Genomic DNA, 21,672 nt, shown 5'->3' with positions numbered 1-21,672 from the left:
AATAAATGCTCTTAATTTACAAGAAAAACACATTTTCAAATTTAGATAATTTTTTTTATAATAGAAAGCTATTTATTAAGGAAATCCATTATTAAAATGTAACGAATAGCCATTGTTTAAGAAAAAAAGTGGTTTAAACAAATGGAGGCTGTCATGTCTGACAGCCTCTTAAGTGTTTCAATTCAAAATTAAAATTTTCATCACAAATTTGTAATAAATTTAAAACTGATTTATCGTTTTTCGTATCGCAACTAATTTGGTCATCAATCCTTCAAAATAATCTAAGTGAAGCATATTGGCACCGTCACTTTTTGCGTTAGCGGGATCAAAATGAGTTTCAATAAAAATGCCGTCCACGCCTACAGCAATTCCTGCTTTTGCAATGGTCTCAATCATATCAGGCCTTCCGCCAGTTACGCCAGCCGTTTGGTTGGGCTGTTGCAGCGAATGGGTTACATCCAGAACGGTAGTTGCATATTGTTGCATCGTAGGAATTCCTCGGAAATCCACAATCATGTCCTGGTAGCCAAACATTGTTCCTCTATCAGTGATCATCACGTTTTCATTGTTGCAATCCAGCACTTTTTGAACCGCATGTTTCATGCTTTCCGGACTCATGAATTGTCCCTTTTTCAGGTTGACTACTTTTCCTGTATTGGCTGCAGCCACAACTAAATCTGTTTGACGGACCAAGAAAGCAGGGATTTGCAAAATATCGACGTATTGAGCCGCCATGTCCGCATCTTCATTTGTGTGGATGTCAGTTACGGTAGGAACTTTAAAAGTTTCCGAAACTTTTCTCAGAATTTTAAGCGCTTTTTCATCTCCAATTCCGGAAAAACTGTCAATCCTGGAACGGTTGGCTTTCTTGAAAGAACCTTTGAAAACGAACGGAATCTGTAAATAATCAGTGATGCCCACTAATTTTTCGGCAATCCGTAGCGCCATTTCTTCATTTTCTATAGCGCAAGGACCAGCAAGCAGAAAGAAATTGCCACTGTCAGTATGTTTAATTTGTGGAATATGTTGTAAGTTCATAATAGATTTTTTGAAGGTATAAAGGTAGTTAGGATTTACGTTTAACGATTTATGAATTTTAAATAATTTTATGGAAATACTATTTTTAGGAGCTATTTCCTGCTGTACGATACAATCTCCCGAAAAAAATCGGGAGGATTTCCTCTTCCATCAGGGCTAGGGATCTGGGACATTAGAATATTTTTTTGTTCATAATTTATTCGTTTTGTTTCAGCGTTAGTCCGACTGGAACCATCAAAATTCCTTTTTCATAAATGTTCAGGTAGAGTATAACGGGGTTTTTTTGGCCTTGCCATTCTAATTTATAAACGTCTAAAAATCCGGCACCCAGTTCACTTCTTTTTGTTGGAAACGGACAACAGCTTTCCAATTTAGTATAGGTGATTTTTTCCCCTTTTGGTCCTGCCAATGCATTCAAAAACCGACCTTGATTGATAGTTTCGTTTTTAGTGCTGTTATAAAAAATATTGATTGGATACTCTTTATCGTAGCCATATTTTTTGTCTGTACTAAATTCTGTAATTACAAAAGTATTATTTGTGGACAATTTAAGATTGGGTGCCGCATCATCTGTATTTTTTAAAACAGACTGTGTACTAGAACAAGAAGCCATGCCGATTAACAACGTTATGCCAAGGATTAATTTTTTCATAATTGGGATAATTTTACAAGATAAAATTCAAGGTAAAATTACAGAAGCATATAATTTTAACACTACAAATATAAACAGAACTTTAGACCCTACTACCACTAACCAAATTAATTTGAGTCGGCTCATTTTATTGATTTTCTATTTCCATTAAAAATCTTATGAAATGCTTCTTATATTTGCACAAAAAAAAACAATATGGATATTATTTTTCAAACATGGTCGTGGTATGTTTCCGGATTTTTAATAGGAATAATTATGCTGGCGTTGATATATTTTGGAAAGTCCTTCGGGATGTCGTCAAATTTGCGTTCGCTATGTTCTATGGCTGGGTTAGGGAAGCGTGTAGCCTTTTTTGATTTTGATTGGAAAGCACAACGCTGGAATTTAGTTGTAGTTCTTGGAGCTATGCTGGGTGGTTTTGTTGCGGTTCATTTTATGAGCGATCCCTCGAATGTTAGTATTAATCCAAGTACTATTTATCAACTGGCACAACTAGGTATTGATGCTCCGGAAGGGAAATTAATTCCCGATGCTCTTTTTGCGGTGTCCATTTTAGAATCGCCAAAAAGTATTTTTATTTTGCTTATCGGTGGCATTTTAATTGGTTTTGGTTCTCGTTATGCTGGCGGCTGTACTTCGGGACATGCTATTTCTGGTTTAAGTAATTTACAAATTCCTTCTTTGAAAGCCGTTGTTGGATTTTTCATCGGTGGATTGATAATGGCACATTTCTTATTGCCATTAATTTTAAACTAGCAAATAAATACGCATTCGCATTTTAAATTTTAAAATTAAAAACATGAAAAATATATTAAAATATCTGGCAGTTGGCTTTATTTTCGGAATTGTATTGACTAAATCGGAGGCTGTTTCCTGGTATCGCATTTACGAAATGTTCCAATTTCAGTCGTTCCACATGTACGGAATTATTTCTGTAGCTGTCTTGACCGGAATTATTGGAATACAAATTATAAAAAGAAATAATATAAAAGACATTAAAGGAGAATCAATAGAAATTCCTGCTAAAGAAGAAGGATCGTCTCGATACTGGATTGGAGGATTATTTTTTGGTTTGGGTTGGGCTTTGGTAGGTTCTTGTCCGGGACCCATTTTTATCTTGCTTGGAGCAGGTTTCTGGACGGTATCGATAGTGCTTTTTGGAGCCTTATTGGGCACTTACCTTTATGGTGTACTAAAAAATAAATTACCTCATTAACATTAAATACAGTATTAAAAAAGTAGTATTTTCTTACGGAAGTACTACTTTTTTTCGTTTAATTTCAAAATGCCAGTCACTATAAAATACTGTGCCGCCAGGTATGTGGACATGATTAGCAGGGAGCTGTATTGCAATGGTGTGTAAAATTTATTAAATGCCAATATAGTATCCGAAAAAACAAAAAATAATGAGCCAATTAAAATGTAGCTGTTGGCTGGTTTTTGCCAGTTTAAAAAGCCTTTAAAAGCAAATAACCACATGATTGAAATTGTCATGGAATAGATAAAAACCGGTATCGTTAATTCATTTAGTGTTGGTAATAAAAGGAGCATCGTAATGGTTAAATAGCAGACAATAACTGTAACACCTACCCAAAAAATAATTTTACTTTTCTTTAAATATATTTTTAATTGCTTACTGAACAGTATAATATAAAAGATATGAGAAATAAGAAAGGCGATCAGTCCCGCTGTAAAATACCATTCTGCTTTATCAACAAACATCAGAAGAATATCTCCAATCCATGACAAGACTAACGCAGTAAGAAGGATTTTCTTGGTTGTAAATCGATGATGAAAATAAACGGCAAGAATCAAAAATGGCATCAGAAGCGGCTTAAAAAACCAAGCAATATCTTCTCTGCCCAAAACAATTAGCAGTAGATAAAGTAGACTGAATCCAATAAATGGAATTAATAGAGAAGTGCTTTTCATTTATTATTTTCGATTATACTATAATTACAGTACGTTTATAATTCATTTTTTTTTGATCATCATTTGGTACAAAAACTTAAGCGTGAGGTAACTAGAATGTATTATATCCTAAAATAAATAAACACTCTCCTTTATTCAAATATAAATAAAAGAGAGTGTTTTTTAAATTAATAATTGTAAAACTGTAGTAAAATGATTTTTTACCAATTGCTAAATTATCTCTGCATTTAATCCTGCTTCTAATAATTGTGAACATTGTGGTTTTAATTTGTCATAAGAACCGGTTTTTACAGTGCATTTTCCATTGTAATGAACGATTAATGAGCATTGTTCCGCTTGTTCAGGAGTGTGATTACAAACACGAATCAACGTGTCAATCACATGGTCAAAAGTATTTACATCGTCGTTGTAAACCACTATTTCATGATCTAGACTCGTAACTTCCTTGACGCTAACTTTTTCTCTTACTTTTTCTTTAGTACTCATTTTGTAGGTTTTTTGTACTTTCGTAATTAATAAAAAAATATCACACTAATTAGAATATTTCAAAGAAACCCAATTGTTTCTTTCAAATTTTTTAACATACTTCAATCCTTTCTCTGTGCAGGAACTATCGATAACAGCGATGTCCTGTTCATAGAAACCACTTAACAACAGTGTACCTTTTGGATTTAGGCAATCAACGTAATTTTGCATATCATTCAATAAAATATTTCTATTAATATTTGCGATAATTAAATCATATTTTTTTCCTTTTAGCAAAGCTGCGTCACCCTCGTAAACTGTAATTTGTGTGCAATTATTGCGTTCTGCATTTTCAATTGAGTTTAAGTAACACCAGTTATCGATATCAATGGCATCAATTGGTTTAGCGCCTTTCATCTCAGCAAGTATTGCTAAAATAGCTGTGCCACAACCCATGTCTAACGTTTTTAGTCCGTCAACATCCATTTCCAACAAATGTTGAATCATCATGTGAGTTGTCTCATGATGGCCCGTACCAAAACTCATTTTTGGTTCGATTACAATATCATATTCGGCAGCTGTTTTTGGATGAAATGGAGCACGCACATGACAGTTTCCATCAACATCTATCGCTTCAAAATTCTTTTCCCATTCTTCATTCCAGTTTACCTGGTCAATTTCTTCAAATGTATAGTCAATTTTAAATTCCTCCGACTGCAAAATATGAATGTCTTCTAAAATAGCTGTATCCCACAAATCCTTTTGGACAAAAGCGGAAACACCAGTTTCGGTTTCTGTAAAACTTTCGAATGCTCGTTCTCCTAATTCTGCAATTAATATTTCTGAGCCCAATTGCTTCGCCTGTTCGCTATCGCTAGAGTCTTTGGGTTCAATAGTAAAATGATATCCAATGTAAATGTTTGACATGTTTAATTTTTTACAAAGGTAGTAATCACTATTTAAATCACATTTGTAAATCACATTTTATTTTATATTTGCACAACTAACAGGCTACCTTACAATGAACAAAATCATTCGATTTTTCGTTTTTCTCTGCAGTATTGCGAGCTGTGTCCAAGTTACTATAAAACAGAGCAACCGGAAAACGACCTAAAATTATCAGCACTTCCTTACTATAGTTTTGGTAAAGGAATAGGAATAGCTTCTCCTGATAGTTTATACCAACTGAATATTCGTTTTCGAATGCAAACAGAGTAACTTATTCCCAAATGAAGGCGGAGAAGGGGTTTATGATTGACAAATCAGATGTTTGCGTATGCCATTAGACCGATATGTAGGTTTTTCAAAATTTTTATATGCAGTCCAATTGTCATTTGCCCCGGGCGATGTTAGCCAAATTAAAGAAGGAAAAAATATCAATATTATTCGTGATGCAGTCTTTTTTTATAGACCTAATAAAAATTGGAATATTAGTTTTGGACAAACAAAATTACCGGGAAATCGTCAGCGAGTGAATTCTTCAGGGGGATTTCAAAGCGAATTGACTTTTGATACTTTAAATTATTTTGAAGGGAGCACCGAAAACAATTGGTATTTGCGTTTTCAGGTAGAAATAGGAATTTAAAAAAAAAGCGATGAACTGAATCATCGCTTTTTTTTTGAAGTTTAAAAGAGAAATTTATAAAGCATTTACAATTGCTACAAAATCATCCGCTTTAAGCGCAGCACCACCAATAAGACCGCCGTCTACATCTGGTTTTGAGAAAATTTCTTTTGCATTATCTGGTTTCACGCTTCCGCCATAAAGTATAGATACGTTTTCAGCAATATCGCTTCCAAAAGCCTTGCGAACTGTTTCTCTAATGAATTCATGCATTTCCTGAGCTTGATCCGGAGAAGCTGTTTCTCCAGTCCCTATTGCCCAAACTGGCTCGTAAGCCAAAACAATATTTTCCCAATCCTTAGCCTCAATATGAAATAAACCATCTCTTAATTGATTTTCCACTACATTGAAATGATTTTTTGACTGGCGATCTTTTAATTCTTCTCCAAAGCAAAAAATAATTCTCATGTCATGTTCTAAAGCAGTATCTACTTTATTAGCAATCACAGCATCCGTTTCATGGAAAATTGCTCGACGCTCTGAGTGTCCAAGAATAACAATATCAACGCCAACACTTTTTAGCATATCCGCAGAGATTTCACCTGTAAAAGCGCCGCTTTCGGCCTGATGAACATTTTGCGCTGCAACATCGATAGTAGTAAACTCTAAATGATCAACGGCAGAAGCTAAGTTCACAAATGTTGGAGCTACAATTACCTGCACTTTTGTATCAGTTGGTATTTTTGCTATCAGTTCATTCAGTAAATCCTCTGTTTGCTCTGCATTTTTATGCATTTTCCAGTTTCCGGCAACAATCTTCTTTCTCATTTTTAATTAGTTATATTTTGTTGATAATTTTGATTTTATGAAATATAAATCAAGTAAGATCTAATTACGGTGTAGATTATAATCCTTTATTTTAAGTTTTCTAAAGTCTCGTTAATTTTATCAAAATCAGTTTCAATCGCTCGGTATAAAACAATCTTACCGGTTTTATCCACAATGATATATCTTGGAATCCAATCTACATTGACAGCTTTTGCAAAAACACCTTTCATTTGGTCGTTTGCCATGAAATGCTCGCCATTTAACTGGTGTTTTTCAATACCTTCTTTCCACTTATCCGCGGTTTTATCCATTGATATAAACAGGTAAGATACATCAGGATTTTTAAACTGTAATTCTTTGATTTTTGGCATCGCCTTTACACAATCTCCGCACCAGGAAGCCCAAACTTCAATCACAAGTGTTTTTCCTTCGTACTGTTTCAAAATATCCTGAAAAGCAACCTGACTTCCGTCAGTGGCTAAAAGTGTTTCTGCTAAAGCTTCTTTTGAGAATTCGGTGTTTTCCTCTTTCACACAGGAAAAGGCAGTGAAAGCAAGTAATAGTAAAAGTATTTTTTTCATTTTCTAGTTGATTTAAAACAAAGTTAAGCAAACAATCGGAATGCGTTATGAAGAAAAGCATTTTTTGAAAGTACAACTCGATAATGTTGCGATAATATCGTTGTAGTTAATAAATAAATTGAAATAATAGTCACATTGAGTTCGAAAATATATTTCGTGAAGCCCAAAAAAGCTATTAGCCCAATCTTATTTTTGGATCAAGATAAGCATAAACAAGATCTACAAGTATGTTAATGATTACAAAGGTGGTGGCAATAACAATTACAGATCCCATGATTACAGGCAGATCCAGATTGTTTAAAGCTTCCACAATTTCTTTACCCAAGCCGTTCCATCCAAAGATAAATTCAACAAAAACTGCGCCTGCAAGCATCGAGGCGAACCATCCCGAAATAGCGGTAACCACCGGATTTAAAGAATTTTTCAAAGCATGTTTTCTGATGATTTGAAGCTCGGATAAACCTTTGGCACGTGCTGTGCGAATGTAATCCTGACCAAAAGTTTCCAGTAATGAGTTTCGCATAAGCTGGATCACAACCGCAAGCGGACGAATTCCTAAAACTATTGCGGGCAAAATGATATTTTTCCACTGGATATAGCTGCCTTCACCAAAATCATCTACTTCGTACAAACTGCCCGTCATGTTGAGATGCGTGTATTGTTGCAGCACAAATCCGAATAACCAAGCAAATAATATTGCGCTAAAAAATGACGGAATACTCATTCCTAATGTACTGATTAAAGCGATTAGTCGGTCAATCCAAGTGTCTTTAAACAACGCAGATATTATTCCGAAAATAATTCCGAAAACAATAGCAATTACAATAGCAAAAAGTGCTAAAACAGCAGTACTTGGTAGCGTATGAGCTATTATTTCAGATACTTTTTTACCACTTTTCTGGAAACTTTCCCGTAGGTATGGAGTTTTTAAGACCAATTTATTTTCACCAATATTAAATAGCGGCGCAGCATTATATTTCCCTTCGCTCAAAAAAGTATAATCAGATTGGTCATTGCTATGGAAAGAAATAGGCGAAAGGTCATTGAGATAATATAAATATTGCGTTGAAATTGGTTTGTCAAAACCATATTTCTTTTTTACAAGGGCCAGTTGCTCTGAATTTTCGTTCTGATCGAGCATCATTCGAGCAGGATCTCCAGGCAAAACCGTAAACAAAAAGAATATCACTGTAATCACCCCAAAAAGAGTAAGAAGTGCATATCCGATTTTATTTAAAAAATATTTCAGCATATTTAGTATTTATATTAAAGCCTGGCAACTTTAAATGGTAAATTTTAAACTTTTCTATAACTTTAAATCTGCAAGATCATTATGATGAACTTTCTGCATTATAGTTCCTTTTTCAAGTACTACAATGCTTGGATTGGCTCTTTCAATTGTTTTTAAAGTAATCGCATCACAGAAATAAAAGTCAAATGTAAGCCCGAATTGATTTTTTGCCGCAACAATTTCTTCCGGAGATGATGCCGTCATTCCAATCACTTTATACCCCTTTGCTTTCGCTTCTAAGTGTAGTTTTTCCATTTTAGCAAGTCCGTCTTTGTCTGCGTTTACCAGATCATATGCTACAATCAGTATCACTTTTGAAGCTTCTAAAAATTCCTCTTTATAATCAGAACCGTCTTTTTCCATTGTAAAATCATGAATAGGAGGAACGTAACCTTCTGTAATGACTTTATCCTTTCGGTCAACAAATACAGCGCCTTCCGGAATGTTCATCAAATCTTTTTCAGTAAACTCTTTATCTACTCCGCCGACTTTGTAGATAAAAACCATTTCGACCACTGACTTTTTTGCTCCATCAGGAATTCGCATTCCTTTTTGAATATTATTTCCAACCTTGAATGGTCTGAAATCTATTAAAGGCAAATGGTTTAACACCAAAACTCCCATAAATGAAGATAAAACGATACTGGCGTAAATAACTATGTTTTGTACGTTATTGCTAAACAGCGGTTTCACCAGCTTTTGATTAAAAAATAATATAAGAATAAAAAACAACAGCACTATATCTTTGGTGAACGATTGCCAAGGCGTCAGTTTCAGCGCGTCGCCAAAACAACCACAGTCTTTTACCACATTGTAATACGCCGAATAAAAAGTTAAGAAAGTAAATAGTAGAATTAAAATTAGTAGAGTCCAAATAGTAAATTTTGTTTTGTAACCAATGAGCAGCATAATACCCAGAACTACTTCGAGAATCACTAAAAATAATGCTAATCCTAATGCAAACGGAATAAAAAACGGCATATTGAAAACAGGTTCACTAAAGTATTCAGCCAATTTATAGGAAAAACCAATTGGGTCATTTAGTTTGATTAAGCCGGATATTATGAATAGTATTCCAACAAAAATTCTAGAAAACTGAGTAATTATATTTTTCATATTTAACTATTGTTTGTTATTATTTATTTCCAAAACCCATTAGAATCAAAGCGAAAACCGAATAATTTATCATATCCTGATAGTTAGCATCAATTCCTTCAGAAACTAATGTTTTTCCTTTATTATCTTCAATTTGCTTGACACGAAGTAATTTTTGTAAAATCAAATCGGTTAGGGAACTCACGCGCATTTCACGCCAAGCTTCGCCATAATCATGATTTTTGTCTTCCATTAAATCTTTGGTCAATTTAATTTTCGCATCATATAATTCAGTGGCTTTCGCAACTTGCAAATCGGGTTGGTCTGCAACGCCTAATTCCAATTGAATCAAGGCCATGATAGAATAATTGATAATCCCGATGAATTCACCTGTTTCATCTTCGTCAATTTTACGGACTTCGTTTTCTTGTAAACTTCTAATTCTTTGAGCTTTTATGTAGATTTGATCTGTCAATGAAGGCAATCTCAAAATTCGCCAAGCACATCCGTAATCTTTCATTTTGTTGATAAACAGCGCACGACAAGTCGCAATCACCGTATCATATTCCTTTGAAGTATTCTTCATTATTGGTGTATATTTGTCTTGAAATTTTTTCAAAAATAAGATAATTTTTTTGAATGTAGAATTTTGAAGTCTTTAAAACTGTAAACGAATGACTATTAACTGCAAAGGAACACTTATAGACCTGTCAACTCCCAAAGTAATGGGTATTTTGAATGTGACTCCCAACTCATTTTTTGATGGCGGAAAGTATAAAAATGAAACTGAAATCCTTTCTCAAGTCGAAAAAATGCTGCTTGATGGCGCTACTTTTATCGATATCGGCGCTTATTCCAGTAAACCAAATGCAGAATTTGTCTCGGAGCAAGAAGAAATTTCGAGAATTATACCCGTTGTAGATTCAGTTTTAAAACATTTTCCAGAGACAATACTCTCGATTGACACTTTTAGAAGTCAAGTTGCTAGAGCTTCAATTGAAAGTGGCGCGGCCATTATCAACGATATTGCAGCCGGAAATCTGGACGACAAAATGATGGAGACAATTGCAAAATATAATGTTCCTTATATAATGATGCACATGCGAGGAAACCCGCAAACGATGCAATCACTCACGGATTATGCTGATATTGTAAAAGAAATGTTGTTCTATTTTTCGGAGAAAGTAGCTATGGCCAGACGTTTTGGAATTAATGATTTAATAATTGATCCTGGCTTTGGTTTTGCCAAAACAATAGCGCAAAATTACGAAGTCTTTCAAAAAATGGAATTGTTTAATATGCTGGAACTTCCGCTTCTTGTTGGGGTTTCCAGAAAATCGATGATTTATAAAGCGCTTGACGCTACAATGGAAAGTGCGTTAAACGGAACCACAGTTTTGAATACTTTGGCATTGACCAAAGGAGCAAAGATCCTGCGTGTTCACGATGTAAAAGAAGCTGTGGAATGTGTTACCTTATTCAATAAAATCAATTTATAAAGATGAAATATTTTACGCTGATTGTTTTCTTTACTTTATTTTCCTGTGGAAACAAAGAAGATCTTTTATTACCAAAAGGCAACATAACAATTGTAAAAGATATATCGGATCTCTCGCCTATTTATATATTTTTTAGAGCAAAAGGTAAAGATACCTTGGCAGAAGTAAACCGGAAAAACAGTATTATTTCGACAAATTGGATTCTCAATGTAGACAAACGATTGCCGTTGCGACTTGCCATTCCAGAAATCATGAAGTTGCAGCAAAAAAAGCGCGAAGACAAGGCGCACAAAAATGAAAAAGCTGAAAATTATTATTCTTACGCTGATACTATTGGAAAAAATCTGGCTTTTATTCCTTTTACCAATGTGTTTTACAAACTGGAAAAACCAAAGTCAGGAGTAGTGGTCTTTTTTTCCAAAAACAACGAAATTTTTGTAGATGCTATTGCGGTAAAACCAGAAGAGTTGCAAGCCTATTTAAATAAATTACCAAGTAATAAATCCATCCAATACATTTTTTGCTTTGATAAAAACTTGAATTTTGGAAGTTACATTCAGAATAAAATTTTTATAAATAGTTTAAAGTTGCCCTCGTCTGAATTTAATGTGAAATTTGAAGAATTTATTTATTAGAAACTAAAAATGAATACTTAAAATTGAACAATGTATTCTATTTTACTGGTGATGATACGGTTCGTTTCTCAAAATAGTAAATCCGCGATACAATTGTTCTATAAAAAATAAGCGAACCATTTGATGCGAAAAAGTCATTAGAGACAGCGATATTTTACCTTGTGCTTTGGCATAAACGGTATCCGAAAATCCATATGGACCACCAATTACAAAAACTAAAGTCTTCACCCCGGAGTTCATTTTCTTTTGTAACTCTTCTGAAAAACCTACGCTTGAGAAGTTTTTTCCGTTTTCGTCCAACAAAATGAGCTGGTCTGTCGGCGTAATTTTTGCCAAAATTAATTCGCCTTCTTTCTCTTTTTGTTGACTTTCGGATAAGTTTTTTACGTTTTTGATATCAGAAATAATATCTAAATCGAACTTGATATAAAAAGACAATCGTTTCGTGTAGTCGTCTATTAAAGATTGTAAAGCTTTGTTATCGGTTTTACCGATAGCAATCAATTTGATGTTCATTTTTGTTAAATTTCAGAGGCTGCAAATATAGAAAAATTCACAGTTTTAACGTTCATAATTTTAATTAGGAACTTTCATCATGCTGAATTCTCTTGTTTTTTCAGATATTGAAGATTTGAAAAGAGTATTGGTTTATAAGTAAAGGAGAAAGTTTTAGAAATTTTTTTTTGAGGTCGGGTTGTACTTCTGGTAACAATGCTCCAAAATTATCGAAGAAAGCTTTTTGGTAAAACGATAATTATACTCAACTCTTTTGTATTAACATCTTCTTAAATAATCGAGTTTTCTCGAGGCCGAAAAATATCATATTTAGTGTCTTTTATTTCTAAATAAAAGTGACCATCCGAAAAATTAATTTACGGACAGCCACTTTTGTTTACTACTTCACAGCCATACCGTCTTTCATTTCTTCTGAAGCGATTTTTACCAATATGGAATTTTCAGGAATATCCCCAAAAATTTCAACGCGGTTTTCCAGTTCGCGACCTTTCTGAACGGCTGTTCTTTTCATTTTATTATTCTCTACTATAAAAACATAGACACCATCACTGGCATTCACCACAGCTGATTTGGGTACCACATAATTGTTGTCTTTTGATTTTAAAGGCAAAAGCACTTCGGCAACCATTCCCGGCAACAGTTTCTTAGAGGTATTCAAAACATCTAGCTCTACACGTTCGGATCGAAGTTTACTGTCTAAAGCCCCGGACATACGGGCTATTTTTGCATGGAAAGTCTCGTTATTGATTGATTTTACATTAAAAATCAGTTCATCGCCAAGAGTCAGATAACCGGTGTACATCTCCGGAACATAGACCGACAATCGCAATTTACTCTGTTGCTGAAGCGTAAATAACGGGAATTCCGATCCTTTTCCGGAAGATCCAACAAAGGTCCCCGGATTTACATTCCTGGCTGAGATGACTCCGTCAAAAGGCGCGCGGATTACCAGATAGCTTTTCATAATCGTAATTTCTTTATAAGCGGCCTGGCTTGCCTGATACTGTGCATAATCGGAATTTTTTCGGGCTGCTGCATGTTCCAGATCATTTTTGGAAATCGTTCCTTCTATTTTACTGGTTTCAAAAAGCCTGTCGAAAGTACTTTTACTGGCGGTATAAATGGCTTTTTGCGAAAGTTGTCTGGATTGGGCTGCCGCTAATTGCGAACTGATTTCAGGCGCTTCTAAAATGAGAAGTACTTGTCCTTTCTTGACCTGCGAACCAATATCAACTTTGAGTTCTTTGACAAAACTGCTCACTTTGGCATAAATATCTACTTGTTGAAAACCGTTCAGTTCGGCCGGAATGCGGAGTTCGGTAGCTAATTTTTCTTTACTGATGGTAAAGGTTTCGATAGCCGGAGCGGTTTCTATAGCTGTAATTTCTTTCTTTTCTGAAGTATTGCAGGCAGTTAAAACAGTGGCTAAGACTAAAAACAGAAACGATTTTTTAAATAATTTATTTTTCATTTTGAGGGTGTAAAGATGAGATATAATGTTGGCTTTCCTTGTCTTCTGGATCTAAGGATAAAGAGTGCACCGGAGTTTTACCCATTGCCCAGGCGAAAATGAGCGGTAAAACAAGAAGTACTGTAAAGGTGGAAAATACCAATCCGCCAATCACAGCTCTTCCCAACGGGGAAATTTGGTCGCCGCCTTCTCCGTGTCCGATGGCCATTGGGAGCATTCCCGCGATCATCGCAATACTGGTCATAATGATGGGACGTAGCCTCAGTGAAGCGGCCTCGCGTGCCGATTGTAACGCATTGCCATTGTGTTTTCGAAGCTGTTCTGCATTGGTGATGATCAGAACGGCATTAGCAATAGAAACACCAACCGACATAATAATTCCCATGTACGATTGCAAATTCAAAGTCGAACCTGTAATCACCAGCAGCAATAAAGAGCCTAAAACAACGGCGGGAACCGTGGTTAAGATAACCAGCGAGATTTTAAAGGATTGGAAATTTGCAGCCAACATCAGGAAAATAACCAATATGGCAATCAACAAACCCGTCTGCAAACTTCTCATGGTTTCTTTTAAAACGGTGCTTAAACCAATTTGTTCTATGAATAATCCTCTGGGAAGTTCGCCAAGTGAATCAATGCTTTGCTGAACAGCTTTAGTAGCAGTTCCTAAATCAATATGATCCATATTTGCTGTGACAGAAATATAAGGCATGGCTCCAATATTGTCATTTTCTCCATAGGTAAATGAAGGGGTAATTATGGCCACATCGCTCAAAACCGGACGGGAAGCATTCTTCAGCAGCGGAATTTCTTTCAGATCATTTTCGCTTTTCATTTTATTTAAAGGAACCTGTACCTGAACGTTATAGGAAAACCCAGCTTTTTCATCTACCCAAATATTCTTTTCGGTATATTGTGAAGAAGATGTGGAAGCAATAAGGGAACGCGAAATGTCATTCATATCAATCCCTAATTGTGCGGCACGAGTTCTGTCAATAGTGATGTCAAGCGCTGGATATTTGATGGGCTGGGCAATCTGAATATCTCTCAAATAGTCAATTTTATTCAGTTTTGCGATGAGTTTATTGGCATAGGCTTCATTTCGCTTTTTATTTTTTCCGGCTATCCTGATTTCAATTGGAGTAGGGGAACCCTGGCTCAGCACTTTGTCCGTCAGTTCAATGGGTTCGAAGGAAATTTTGACATCGGGCAATATTTTTTTAATGCGCTGGCGGAATTCATCTTTGAAAACATCCATATCCACATGATAATCTTTCAATCCAATTTGGAAAACCGCCTCATGAGGTCCGGCGGTAAACAAATAGATGGGTGAAACGGAAAATATGGCGGGATGCTGACCTACATAAACGGAGGATATCGCAACGTGTTCTTTACCAATCATTTTTTCCAGTTCGTTGAGTACCATTATTGCTTTATCTTCAGTACTTTCCAAACGGGTTCCATCCGGCGCCCGCAGTCTCAATTGGAATTGACTCGAATTGACTTTAGGAAACACATCCTGTCCGATAGTGTTTAACAGCAGTAATACCAAACCCGCCGATAGGAAAAGATATACCAGTGTAACCGGTTTTTTATAGTTAAAAAGCCGATTGATGAATCGCATGTATCGGTTTCTGAATCGTTCAAAAAAGTTGATTTTGCCGTCATTGTTAAAATCAGCTCTTTGTACCAGGATTTTTTTCTGGTCAAAAGTGTCTTCTTCGGATGCTATACTTAGTCCGGATGCATTAAACTCCGCTTCGTCATCGGTAATATTCGACGGATGCGCTTTTTTTGGATGCGATTTCATCAGCCAATTGGCCATTACCGGAACAAAGGTTTGCGAAAGCAAAAAAGAGACAATCATCGAAAATCCGATCGCTAATGCCAATGGCAGAAATAAGGCACCGGGAATTCCGGTCATCGTAAATGCAGGTGCAAAAACGGCCAGAATACAAAGCAGAATCAACAACTTGGGCAAAGCTATTTCTTTACATCCATCCCAAATAGCCAAGGCCTTGGGTTTGCCCATGTCCAAATGCTGATGGATATTCTCGATAGTTACCGTACTTTCATCTACCAGGATTCCAATCGCAAGAGCCAGTCCGCTTAAGGACATCAGATTGATGGTTTGCCCGAATAGTTTTAAGAATAAGACACCCGAGATAATCGCAATGGGAATGGTGAGTATCACAATCAATGCTGCTCTTCTATCTCCCAGGAACAATAAAACCATCAGCCCTGTTAGAACAGCACCGATTATTCCTTCGATAATTAAACTTTTCAGGGAATTAATCACATGAACCGATTGGTCAAATTCATACGATAGTGTAACATCATCAGGTAATGTACTCTGGATTTTTGGGAGATGTGCTTTTAATTTTTGAACAACATCCCAAGTCGATGCGTCGCCGGCCTTTGCAATACTGATATAAACGGAGCGCTTTCCATTGACCAAAGCATATCCGGCAGTAATATCGGCTCCATCTTTCACCTGAGCCACATCGCCAAGATATAAATTCTGGACACCGCTTTTGAACAACGGTATTTTTTCAAAATCCTTGACGTCCTTAATGGTATTGTTTGTAGGGATAATGTAGTTGATATCCCCAATTCTGAGGTTTCCCGAAGGAGCCGTCTGGTTGTTCGTGCGGATGGCTTCCACAATTTGGTCTGCTGTCAGTTGATGCGAACGAAGCAAATCGGGATCCACATTAATTTCAATAGTTCTGGGGCTTCCGCCAAAAGGTGGTGGCGACAACAATCCCGGAATTGCCGTGAATGAAGCCCTTACATATACGTTAGCCAAATCCTGCAGTTCATTATTGGAACGGGTTTTACTGCTCAAAACCAATTGACCGATGGGCAACGAGGAAGCATCAAACCGAATGATAAACGGAGGCTGTGAACCCGGAGGAAATCTGGACTGGATTCTGTTGGACAGCGCACTGATTTCAGAAGCGGCCTGAGCCATATTAGTGCCTTCATAATAAGTCACTTTCATCAGTGTGAGTCCCTGAATATTCTTGGTCTCGATATCTTTTACACCATTGGCTAAAATCATTACATTGACATAATTTTTGGCGAAATAGGATTCCATCTGATTGGGCGTATAACCTGCAAAGGAGTGGGCCAAATAGATAACAGGAAGATTCATTTCGGGCAGAATGTCAACTTTGATATCACGGACGGCGCCAATTCCGAAAAAGAATAATCCGGCAACCAACACCATTATCGAGATGGGTTTGCGAAGGGCAAAACGTATTAAATTCATTGTTTTAAATAATTAAAATTCATTGATAAATAAGTCAAAATCTCCCGTGGCTGCCGCTTTCATCAAAAGTGATTGCCACACATTGGTATAAATAATATCGCGATCCGTTTCTGCGCGGTTCAATGTGTATAAAGTCTGTGTAACATCGAGGAGATTGGTCATTCCGTTTTTATACAAAGTGGTTTTTTGCAAATAGGCCTGTTGTGCTGCCTGAACCTGTTTTGGAGCTTCAACATAATTTTCCAAAGCATATTTTATTTTGGCATCAGCCGCATCCGACTGAATTTTTAATTGCTGGTCGATTACATTGTATTCTTCCTGTAAACCTTCGGAAATCAATTTCTGGGCACTGACTTTTTTACTCACCCGAGCAATAGTGGTCAGGTTCCAGGTAACGCCAACGCCGAATAGGTAATTTTGTCTTGAAGGATCAATGCCGTCTAAATAATTTTGGGAAAAAGAGTTCTGATTTACGGCATAATCGGAGTTAAATCCGGAAGCCCGGGCCTGGTATATTCCAAATAAACTGAAGGTGGGATAATATTCCTTTTTAAAAAGCCGAAGCTGTTGTTCGCTGAAATCTACCCTGCTTTTATGATATTCCAATATCGGATTCAAACTTTCATTTGAGGTTTCCTGCGCTAGTATTGCCTTTGGTATTGTCGTGACAAAAGTAGTGTCGAGCACAAAATCCTGAATGGAAACGCCCATCAGTGCGATTAGTTTGTTGTTTCGTTCTTTAACCTGGTCTTTCACCTGATTCAGTGTGATTTTGGATCGGGAAACTTCGGCGGAAGCTAGTGTAGAATCTACTCCGGCCAAGAGTCCGTTTTTTACTCTGACTGAAGCAATATTCTGAAAGACCATGGCGCGTTCCAGATTTTTTCTTTGGGAAATCAACAATCGCTGGTTCGCCAATAAGTTGAGGTAAGCGGCTGCGATTTTAATTTTATGCTGAAATTTTTCCTGATTCAGATCTTTTTCGTAACGCTGGGAATCCGCTTTGGACAGATTGATTTTTTGTTTCATTCTCCCAAAAGTGTAAAAGTCCCAATTGACATTGACCAGATATAAAGCACCGAAAGCCGCATTCCAATTTTGCTTTTCCAACGGAAGTCCCGAGGAAGCCACTCCGAGTCCTCCAAAACCATAGAGCGGTCCGTTTTGCCCGTTGACGGTTCCGTAATCCTGCTGTCCCGAGAGTGTGACATTGGGCAGATATTCTCTGCGAACCTGTTGAATTCTTTCTTTGGAGGCATCAATATAATTGCCTTTTGCTTTTATTGTTCCGTAATTGGCAATTCCGGTTTTCAAAGCTTCTTTTAACGGAAGCGTCTGTGAGAAACCCTGAGAAAAGAAAACCAGAAATAGAAAAAGGGTTAGTTTTTTTGTTTTCATTATTAAATTACGAATAAATTTGAATTGCAAAACTAGCCGGAGTACTTCTTTCTGGATGGTTATAAATGACGAACCCATTTTATAAATGATGAATTGAATTGGTCACCCAATCGGTGACAGTTCCATTTATATGTCGTTCCTTTGATACTTTAATTAAAGAGCAATGAAATGGAGATTTAAGCCGATTTTAGAAAATAAATGGGAACAGGAAACGGCTATTTTAGTTTTTTCTTTTATCCTTTTTACACTCAACGACTGGGTTTTTATACAAAGTTGGAAAGGTTTTAGTAACGGTTTGCTCTATTTTTTCGTACTGTATTTTCATGCACAGCTCAATCGTATTTTTCTGCTTCCGGTTTTATTAAAAAAACACCAACCGGTTTTATATATAATTCTTACCGTTGGGTTAATAGCATTTTTTACGGTCTTTTTATATCAAGTTTCAACCGAGTATATTTATAAAAATTGTTTTTTATACAAATCATCCCATCAAAAAACGTATCAGTTTCAGTTTGCTACCTTGTCCGGAACACTCGTTTGTATTTTGGGAACCATACAGATTTTAGAACATTACCGAGCGCAAAAAAAGGAAGCCAACAAAGTATTGTTGTCCAATCAGGTTCAGCTTAATGCTTTAAAGAATCAGTTTAATCCCCATTTTTTGTTTAATACGATGAATACCCTTTATGGAATAAGCCTTCAATATCCGGAACGCACTTCGGAAATGATAATGGAGGTTTCACAGTTGATGCGGTATCAGGTGGAGCAGGGGAATAAAGAATTTGTTTCTTTAGAAAATGAAATTGCATTTATTTCCAGTTATATACAATTGGAAAAAGAAAGAGTAGGTTACCGCTGCCGTATTGATTTTGATTATGAATGCGATCAGGAAAGAAAGTATGAAATTGCACCGATGGTTTTGATCACTTTTATTGAAAACGCTTTTAAACACGGAGCAGCTACGATCGAAAAGTGTTTTGTAACCATAAACATAAAGGTGATCAAAGGAAAATTGCATATGAAAGTAGCCAATTCAGTTCCTCAGCATAAAAAAGAAGTGGTTTCCACCAAAATTGGTCTGAAAAATACGACAGAAAGATTGGAAATTTTATATCCGAAAAAACACCAACTTGAAATCACACAAAACGAGCACGATTATACCGTTAATTTAGTAATTGAACTCCGCCAAACATGACCGTAAGAAAATGTATAATTGTAGATGATGAACCTGCCGCGCATTATGTGTTGGCGAACTATATCAGCCAAAACCCGCAATTGGAAGTGGTGCAGCAGTGTTACAACAGTATTGAAGCTTTAAATTATCTTCGGTCGAATCCAGTTGATCTGATGTTTTTGGATATTGAAATGCCTGAGATTAGCGGACTGGAGCTTTTACGAACGCTGACTGATCCGCCTAAAACAATTCTGACCACGGCTTATTCGGAATTTGCTTTGGAGAGTTATGAATTCGGAGTGTTTGATTACTTATTAAAACCCATTTATTATCCGCGTTTTTTAAAATCGATAGAACGCTTCTTATCCTCTTACACTGATGAAAAGACCGAAATAATGAACCCGATTATTTCAGTAAAAATTGATGGATTTATGCTTGATCTGAATGTAAACGATATTCTTTTTGCACAAAGTTGCGGTAATTATGTCAAAATATTTACCTTAAAAAAAGTTTATCTTGCTTCGATGACGACAAATGAACTGGAAAATGGCCTTTCTTCGGAACTTTTCATGCGAGTTCATAAATCCTATATAGTAGCCATTACTAAAATTAAAGATTGGGAACGGAATATGGTCATCATCAATAACGAGAAAATTCCGGTGGGCATTACTTATAGAAGGGCATTGACGGAGCGATTAAATTTAAAATAATCTACAGATCAAAAATTGAAATTGAGTATAAAATTGATATTACTCATATTCGTTTTATTGAAAATATAATTTTTATTCCCATAGGTTTCACCCACATTGAATTTGTGCACATACAATAATTGCGCATCAAAACCTTTTAACATTCCTTGAAATTGGTAGCGAACATCAGCATTAGTCTGCACATAAGAAGGTAATCCGTATTTATTCATGGCAACGTTTTTTACATCCGGCAAATCAAAATAACCGACCGCCAGATGAGATTTGAATGTTTTTTTAGGATTTGTGTATTGTATTTTGGTCATTACCGCATTTACATCTCCAAAACCTTCGTTTCGTTCTCTGGCCATAAAGGTGTAAAACGGATCTCGTCCCCATTCTCTTGGCATTAAATACCTTCCTTTGGCAGTTATTCGGTTGTAATTTAAGGTAATTTCTATTTTTTTATTTTGCCAGCCTAATCTTCCTCCAAAAGTTTGAGAATTACTATTTTTTTCAAAATAAGTTTTGCTTTGGTCCTCATTTCCGCCAAAATTCAATGCGTTTTGGTAAATCGTCTGAAAACCGAAAAGCAGTTTCGAGTTTGGATTTAAATCGTATTTATAGTCCATTTGGAATAATGCCGAATTGAATATATTCTCAGCATATTGGTTCCATAAAAGTGTTTTTAAATTTTTTATCGATTCATTTTGTATACCAACAAGATAAATTCCGTCACTGTCTAAATTCCCTGAATAATCAGATTTTGTTCCATCGGGATTTACGCCTGTTGGATAAATTCCTATAGATTCTCCAACCCTGAAATATTTCATAGTGCTTCTTGGCGAAATTCCGTAAAGAAAACCCACATTAATTTTAGTTTTTTTGAGTTCATTAAAATCAATCCAAATACCGTCGACTTCTGTAGGTCGCATTCTGCCGTCCTGCAAGTTTATGAAAGACGTATTCAGCAATTGTTTTCCAAGGGTTGCACTAGAGTTTTTGTAGTTGTATTTTAAATATAATTCCTCTAACCGGCTTAAATTGCCTTTACTTGATACATTTTGAAAATCAAAAAGTGCTACTTCATATCTATTGGATAAATTTGTAACCGGGTCTTTTTTAGAAAAATCAGAAGAGCCTATATCATAAATGTAATAGCCGCTGACACCAAATTGAAAATTATGATATTTAGCGGTTTCAAACTTTACGCCGCCACCAATTGCATTGCCATAATAATCGGATAAACCACTTTCATTGTTGGTACCCATGAAAAAATAGCGAAAATGACCACTGAAGTTTCCGTTTTTGAAAGCATTTAAAATCGATGTGGAATCAATTTTTTCATCATTTTTTTCTTTCCAAACAGTTGGCTTATCCGAAATTTCCTGATGTTGTGCTATTGTATTTAAAGAGAAAAGGGAAGCGATAATGATATAAATGATACTTAAAAACTTTTTCATTTTTGAACTTTTAGATTTGGTACAAAAATATTCACATCGTTATACATGGGAAGTAACTTTTATCACATTTGCTCAAAAAAACAAAGTCGAATGCTTTACACATTCGACTT

At 35.9% G+C, this 21,672-nt stretch carries 22 protein-coding genes; 7 read left to right on the top strand and 15 right to left on the bottom strand.

What is annotated here, in order from left to right; all coding sequences use genetic code 11:
* Window positions 1–219: 219 nt before the first annotated feature.
* Both kdsA and E0F89_RS07035 read right to left on the bottom strand, forming a co-directional pair.
* Window positions 220–1,038, bottom strand: coding sequence for a 3-deoxy-8-phosphooctulonate synthase (kdsA, locus tag E0F89_RS07040; RefSeq protein WP_131909101.1), 819 nt, complete (start codon window positions 1,036–1,038; stop codon window positions 220–222).
* A 196-nt stretch (window positions 1,039–1,234) separates the two neighbouring features.
* Window positions 1,235–1,690 (bottom strand): 2-dehydro-3-deoxyphosphooctonate aldolase, encoded by a 456-nt coding sequence (locus E0F89_RS07035; RefSeq protein WP_131909100.1) that lies wholly within the window; start codon window positions 1,688–1,690, stop codon window positions 1,235–1,237.
* Between the two features lie 195 nt (window positions 1,691–1,885).
* On the opposite strand from E0F89_RS07035, the gene E0F89_RS07030 reads away from it, so the two are divergent.
* Window positions 1,886–2,446, top strand: a complete 561-nt coding sequence (locus E0F89_RS07030) for a YeeE/YedE family protein (protein WP_131909099.1) — start codon at window positions 1,886–1,888, stop codon at window positions 2,444–2,446.
* A 43-nt stretch (window positions 2,447–2,489) separates the two neighbouring features.
* Window positions 2,490–2,906, top strand: coding sequence for a DUF6691 family protein (locus E0F89_RS07025; RefSeq protein WP_131909098.1), 417 nt, complete (start codon window positions 2,490–2,492; stop codon window positions 2,904–2,906).
* A 44-nt stretch (window positions 2,907–2,950) separates the two neighbouring features.
* Here the strand turns inward: E0F89_RS07025 and E0F89_RS07020 are convergent, their stop codons facing one another.
* From E0F89_RS07020 to prmA, 3 genes are all read right to left on the bottom strand, one after another.
* Window positions 2,951–3,622 (bottom strand): lysoplasmalogenase, encoded by a 672-nt coding sequence (locus E0F89_RS07020; protein ID WP_131909097.1) that lies wholly within the window; start codon window positions 3,620–3,622, stop codon window positions 2,951–2,953.
* Between the two features lie 210 nt (window positions 3,623–3,832).
* On the bottom strand, window positions 3,833–4,108 hold the full coding sequence (locus tag E0F89_RS07015; protein ID WP_131909096.1) for an ATP-dependent Clp protease adaptor ClpS: 276 nt from the start codon (window positions 4,106–4,108) through the stop codon (window positions 3,833–3,835).
* 45 nt (window positions 4,109–4,153) lie between these two features.
* Entirely contained in the window at window positions 4,154–5,014 is an 861-nt protein-coding gene (prmA, locus tag E0F89_RS07010; RefSeq protein ID WP_131909095.1) for a 50S ribosomal protein L11 methyltransferase, read from the bottom strand.
* Between the two features lie 349 nt (window positions 5,015–5,363).
* Between prmA and E0F89_RS17530 the strand changes: the two genes are divergently transcribed.
* Entirely contained in the window at window positions 5,364–5,672 is a 309-nt protein-coding gene (locus E0F89_RS17530; protein ID WP_131909094.1) for a hypothetical protein, read from the top strand.
* A 54-nt stretch (window positions 5,673–5,726) separates the two neighbouring features.
* On the opposite strand, the gene tpiA is transcribed toward E0F89_RS17530, so the two are convergent.
* From tpiA to E0F89_RS06980, 5 genes are all read right to left on the bottom strand, one after another.
* Window positions 5,727–6,479 carry a triose-phosphate isomerase gene (tpiA, locus tag E0F89_RS07000; RefSeq protein WP_131909093.1) on the bottom strand — a complete coding sequence of 251 codons (753 nt, stop codon included), beginning with the start codon at window positions 6,477–6,479 and terminating at the stop codon, window positions 5,727–5,729.
* Window positions 6,480–6,565: 86 nt separating this feature from the next.
* Complete coding sequence (locus tag E0F89_RS06995) at window positions 6,566–7,060, bottom strand: TlpA family protein disulfide reductase (protein WP_131909092.1); 495 nt, start codon at window positions 7,058–7,060, stop codon at window positions 6,566–6,568.
* A 175-nt stretch (window positions 7,061–7,235) separates the two neighbouring features.
* Entirely contained in the window at window positions 7,236–8,312 is a 1,077-nt protein-coding gene (locus E0F89_RS06990; RefSeq protein ID WP_131909091.1) for an ABC transporter permease, read from the bottom strand.
* A 54-nt stretch (window positions 8,313–8,366) separates the two neighbouring features.
* Window positions 8,367–9,467 carry a BT_3928 family protein gene (locus tag E0F89_RS06985; RefSeq protein WP_131909090.1) on the bottom strand — a complete coding sequence of 367 codons (1,101 nt, stop codon included), beginning with the start codon at window positions 9,465–9,467 and terminating at the stop codon, window positions 8,367–8,369.
* Window positions 9,468–9,486: 19 nt separating this feature from the next.
* On the bottom strand, window positions 9,487–10,032 hold the full coding sequence (locus tag E0F89_RS06980; RefSeq protein ID WP_131909362.1) for a DUF1599 domain-containing protein: 546 nt from the start codon (window positions 10,030–10,032) through the stop codon (window positions 9,487–9,489).
* 88 nt (window positions 10,033–10,120) lie between these two features.
* Here E0F89_RS06980 and folP point away from each other — a divergent pair, with 88 nt between their 5' ends.
* A complete protein-coding gene (gene folP, locus E0F89_RS06975; protein ID WP_131909089.1) occupies window positions 10,121–10,945 on the top strand; it encodes a dihydropteroate synthase in 825 nt (274 codons plus the stop codon).
* Between the two features lie 2 nt (window positions 10,946–10,947).
* A complete protein-coding gene (locus E0F89_RS06970) occupies window positions 10,948–11,580 on the top strand; it encodes a hypothetical protein (protein WP_131909088.1) in 633 nt (210 codons plus the stop codon).
* A gap of 42 nt (window positions 11,581–11,622) precedes the next feature.
* Here the strand turns inward: E0F89_RS06970 and rlmH are convergent, their stop codons facing one another.
* The 4 genes from rlmH to E0F89_RS06950 form a co-directional block, all read right to left on the bottom strand.
* A complete protein-coding gene (rlmH, locus tag E0F89_RS06965) occupies window positions 11,623–12,096 on the bottom strand; it encodes a 23S rRNA (pseudouridine(1915)-N(3))-methyltransferase RlmH (protein WP_131909087.1) in 474 nt (157 codons plus the stop codon).
* 379 nt (window positions 12,097–12,475) lie between these two features.
* Window positions 12,476–13,567, bottom strand: a complete 1,092-nt coding sequence (locus tag E0F89_RS06960; RefSeq protein WP_131909086.1) for an efflux RND transporter periplasmic adaptor subunit — start codon at window positions 13,565–13,567, stop codon at window positions 12,476–12,478.
* The gene (locus E0F89_RS06955; RefSeq protein WP_449404025.1) at window positions 13,557–16,799 is read right to left on the bottom strand and encodes an efflux RND transporter permease subunit; all 3,243 of its coding nucleotides are present in this window, start codon (window positions 16,797–16,799) and stop codon (window positions 13,557–13,559) included. Before E0F89_RS06955 ends, E0F89_RS06960 begins: the two co-directional genes overlap by 11 nt.
* Before the next feature lie 54 nt (window positions 16,800–16,853).
* Complete coding sequence (locus E0F89_RS06950) at window positions 16,854–18,239, bottom strand: TolC family protein (protein ID WP_131909084.1); 1,386 nt, start codon at window positions 18,237–18,239, stop codon at window positions 16,854–16,856.
* 163 nt (window positions 18,240–18,402) lie between these two features.
* Here E0F89_RS06950 and E0F89_RS06945 point away from each other — a divergent pair, with 163 nt between their 5' ends.
* Entirely contained in the window at window positions 18,403–19,434 is a 1,032-nt protein-coding gene (locus E0F89_RS06945; RefSeq protein WP_131909083.1) for a sensor histidine kinase, read from the top strand.
* Window positions 19,431–20,123, top strand: a complete 693-nt coding sequence (locus E0F89_RS06940; RefSeq protein ID WP_131909082.1) for a LytR/AlgR family response regulator transcription factor — start codon at window positions 19,431–19,433, stop codon at window positions 20,121–20,123. Before E0F89_RS06945 ends, E0F89_RS06940 begins: the two co-directional genes overlap by 4 nt.
* Before the next feature lie 8 nt (window positions 20,124–20,131).
* Here E0F89_RS06940 and E0F89_RS06935 read toward each other — a convergent pair whose 3' ends face one another.
* On the bottom strand, window positions 20,132–21,562 hold the full coding sequence (locus E0F89_RS06935) for an OprD family outer membrane porin (protein ID WP_131909081.1): 1,431 nt from the start codon (window positions 21,560–21,562) through the stop codon (window positions 20,132–20,134).
* Between the last annotated feature and the right edge of the window lie 110 nt (window positions 21,563–21,672).

Source organism: Flavobacterium caseinilyticum, from assembly GCF_004349085.1.
GTDB lineage: Bacteria > Bacteroidota > Bacteroidia > Flavobacteriales > Flavobacteriaceae > Flavobacterium > Flavobacterium caseinilyticum.
Note: the sequence above shows the minus strand (reverse complement) of the source record. Positions and strands in the feature narration are given on the sequence as shown.

What these genes read in the sequence shown, in the direction of transcription:
- kdsA (WP_131909101.1), bottom strand. Translation starts at nt 1,038, where the DNA reads ATGAACTTACAACATATTCCACAAATTAAACATACTGACAGTGGCAAT.
- E0F89_RS07035 (WP_131909100.1), bottom strand. Translation starts at nt 1,690, where the DNA reads ATGAAAAAATTAATCCTTGGCATAACGTTGTTAATCGGCATGGCTTCT.
- E0F89_RS07030 (WP_131909099.1), top strand. Translation starts at nt 1,886, where the DNA reads ATGGATATTATTTTTCAAACATGGTCGTGGTATGTTTCCGGATTTTTA.
- E0F89_RS07025 (WP_131909098.1), top strand. Translation starts at nt 2,490, where the DNA reads ATGAAAAATATATTAAAATATCTGGCAGTTGGCTTTATTTTCGGAATT.
- E0F89_RS07020 (WP_131909097.1), bottom strand. Translation starts at nt 3,622, where the DNA reads ATGAAAAGCACTTCTCTATTAATTCCATTTATTGGATTCAGTCTACTT.
- E0F89_RS07015 (WP_131909096.1), bottom strand. Translation starts at nt 4,108, where the DNA reads ATGAGTACTAAAGAAAAAGTAAGAGAAAAAGTTAGCGTCAAGGAAGTT.
- prmA (WP_131909095.1), bottom strand. Translation starts at nt 5,014, where the DNA reads ATGTCAAACATTTACATTGGATATCATTTTACTATTGAACCCAAAGAC.
- E0F89_RS17530 (WP_131909094.1), top strand. Translation starts at nt 5,364, where the DNA reads ATGCCATTAGACCGATATGTAGGTTTTTCAAAATTTTTATATGCAGTC.
- tpiA (WP_131909093.1), bottom strand. Translation starts at nt 6,479, where the DNA reads ATGAGAAAGAAGATTGTTGCCGGAAACTGGAAAATGCATAAAAATGCA.
- E0F89_RS06995 (WP_131909092.1), bottom strand. Translation starts at nt 7,060, where the DNA reads ATGAAAAAAATACTTTTACTATTACTTGCTTTCACTGCCTTTTCCTGT.
- E0F89_RS06990 (WP_131909091.1), bottom strand. Translation starts at nt 8,312, where the DNA reads ATGCTGAAATATTTTTTAAATAAAATCGGATATGCACTTCTTACTCTT.
- E0F89_RS06985 (WP_131909090.1), bottom strand. Translation starts at nt 9,467, where the DNA reads ATGAAAAATATAATTACTCAGTTTTCTAGAATTTTTGTTGGAATACTA.
- E0F89_RS06980 (WP_131909362.1), bottom strand. Translation starts at nt 10,032, where the DNA reads ATGAAGAATACTTCAAAGGAATATGATACGGTGATTGCGACTTGTCGT.
- folP (WP_131909089.1), top strand. Translation starts at nt 10,121, where the DNA reads ATGACTATTAACTGCAAAGGAACACTTATAGACCTGTCAACTCCCAAA.
- E0F89_RS06970 (WP_131909088.1), top strand. Translation starts at nt 10,948, where the DNA reads ATGAAATATTTTACGCTGATTGTTTTCTTTACTTTATTTTCCTGTGGA.
- rlmH (WP_131909087.1), bottom strand. Translation starts at nt 12,096, where the DNA reads ATGAACATCAAATTGATTGCTATCGGTAAAACCGATAACAAAGCTTTA.
- E0F89_RS06960 (WP_131909086.1), bottom strand. Translation starts at nt 13,567, where the DNA reads ATGAAAAATAAATTATTTAAAAAATCGTTTCTGTTTTTAGTCTTAGCC.
- E0F89_RS06955 (WP_449404025.1), bottom strand. Translation starts at nt 16,799, where the DNA reads ATGGTGTTGGTTGCCGGATTATTCTTTTTCGGAATTGGCGCCGTCCGT.
- E0F89_RS06950 (WP_131909084.1), bottom strand. Translation starts at nt 18,239, where the DNA reads ATGAAAACAAAAAAACTAACCCTTTTTCTATTTCTGGTTTTCTTTTCT.
- E0F89_RS06945 (WP_131909083.1), top strand. Translation starts at nt 18,403, where the DNA reads ATGAAATGGAGATTTAAGCCGATTTTAGAAAATAAATGGGAACAGGAA.
- E0F89_RS06940 (WP_131909082.1), top strand. Translation starts at nt 19,431, where the DNA reads ATGACCGTAAGAAAATGTATAATTGTAGATGATGAACCTGCCGCGCAT.
- E0F89_RS06935 (WP_131909081.1), bottom strand. Translation starts at nt 21,562, where the DNA reads ATGAAAAAGTTTTTAAGTATCATTTATATCATTATCGCTTCCCTTTTC.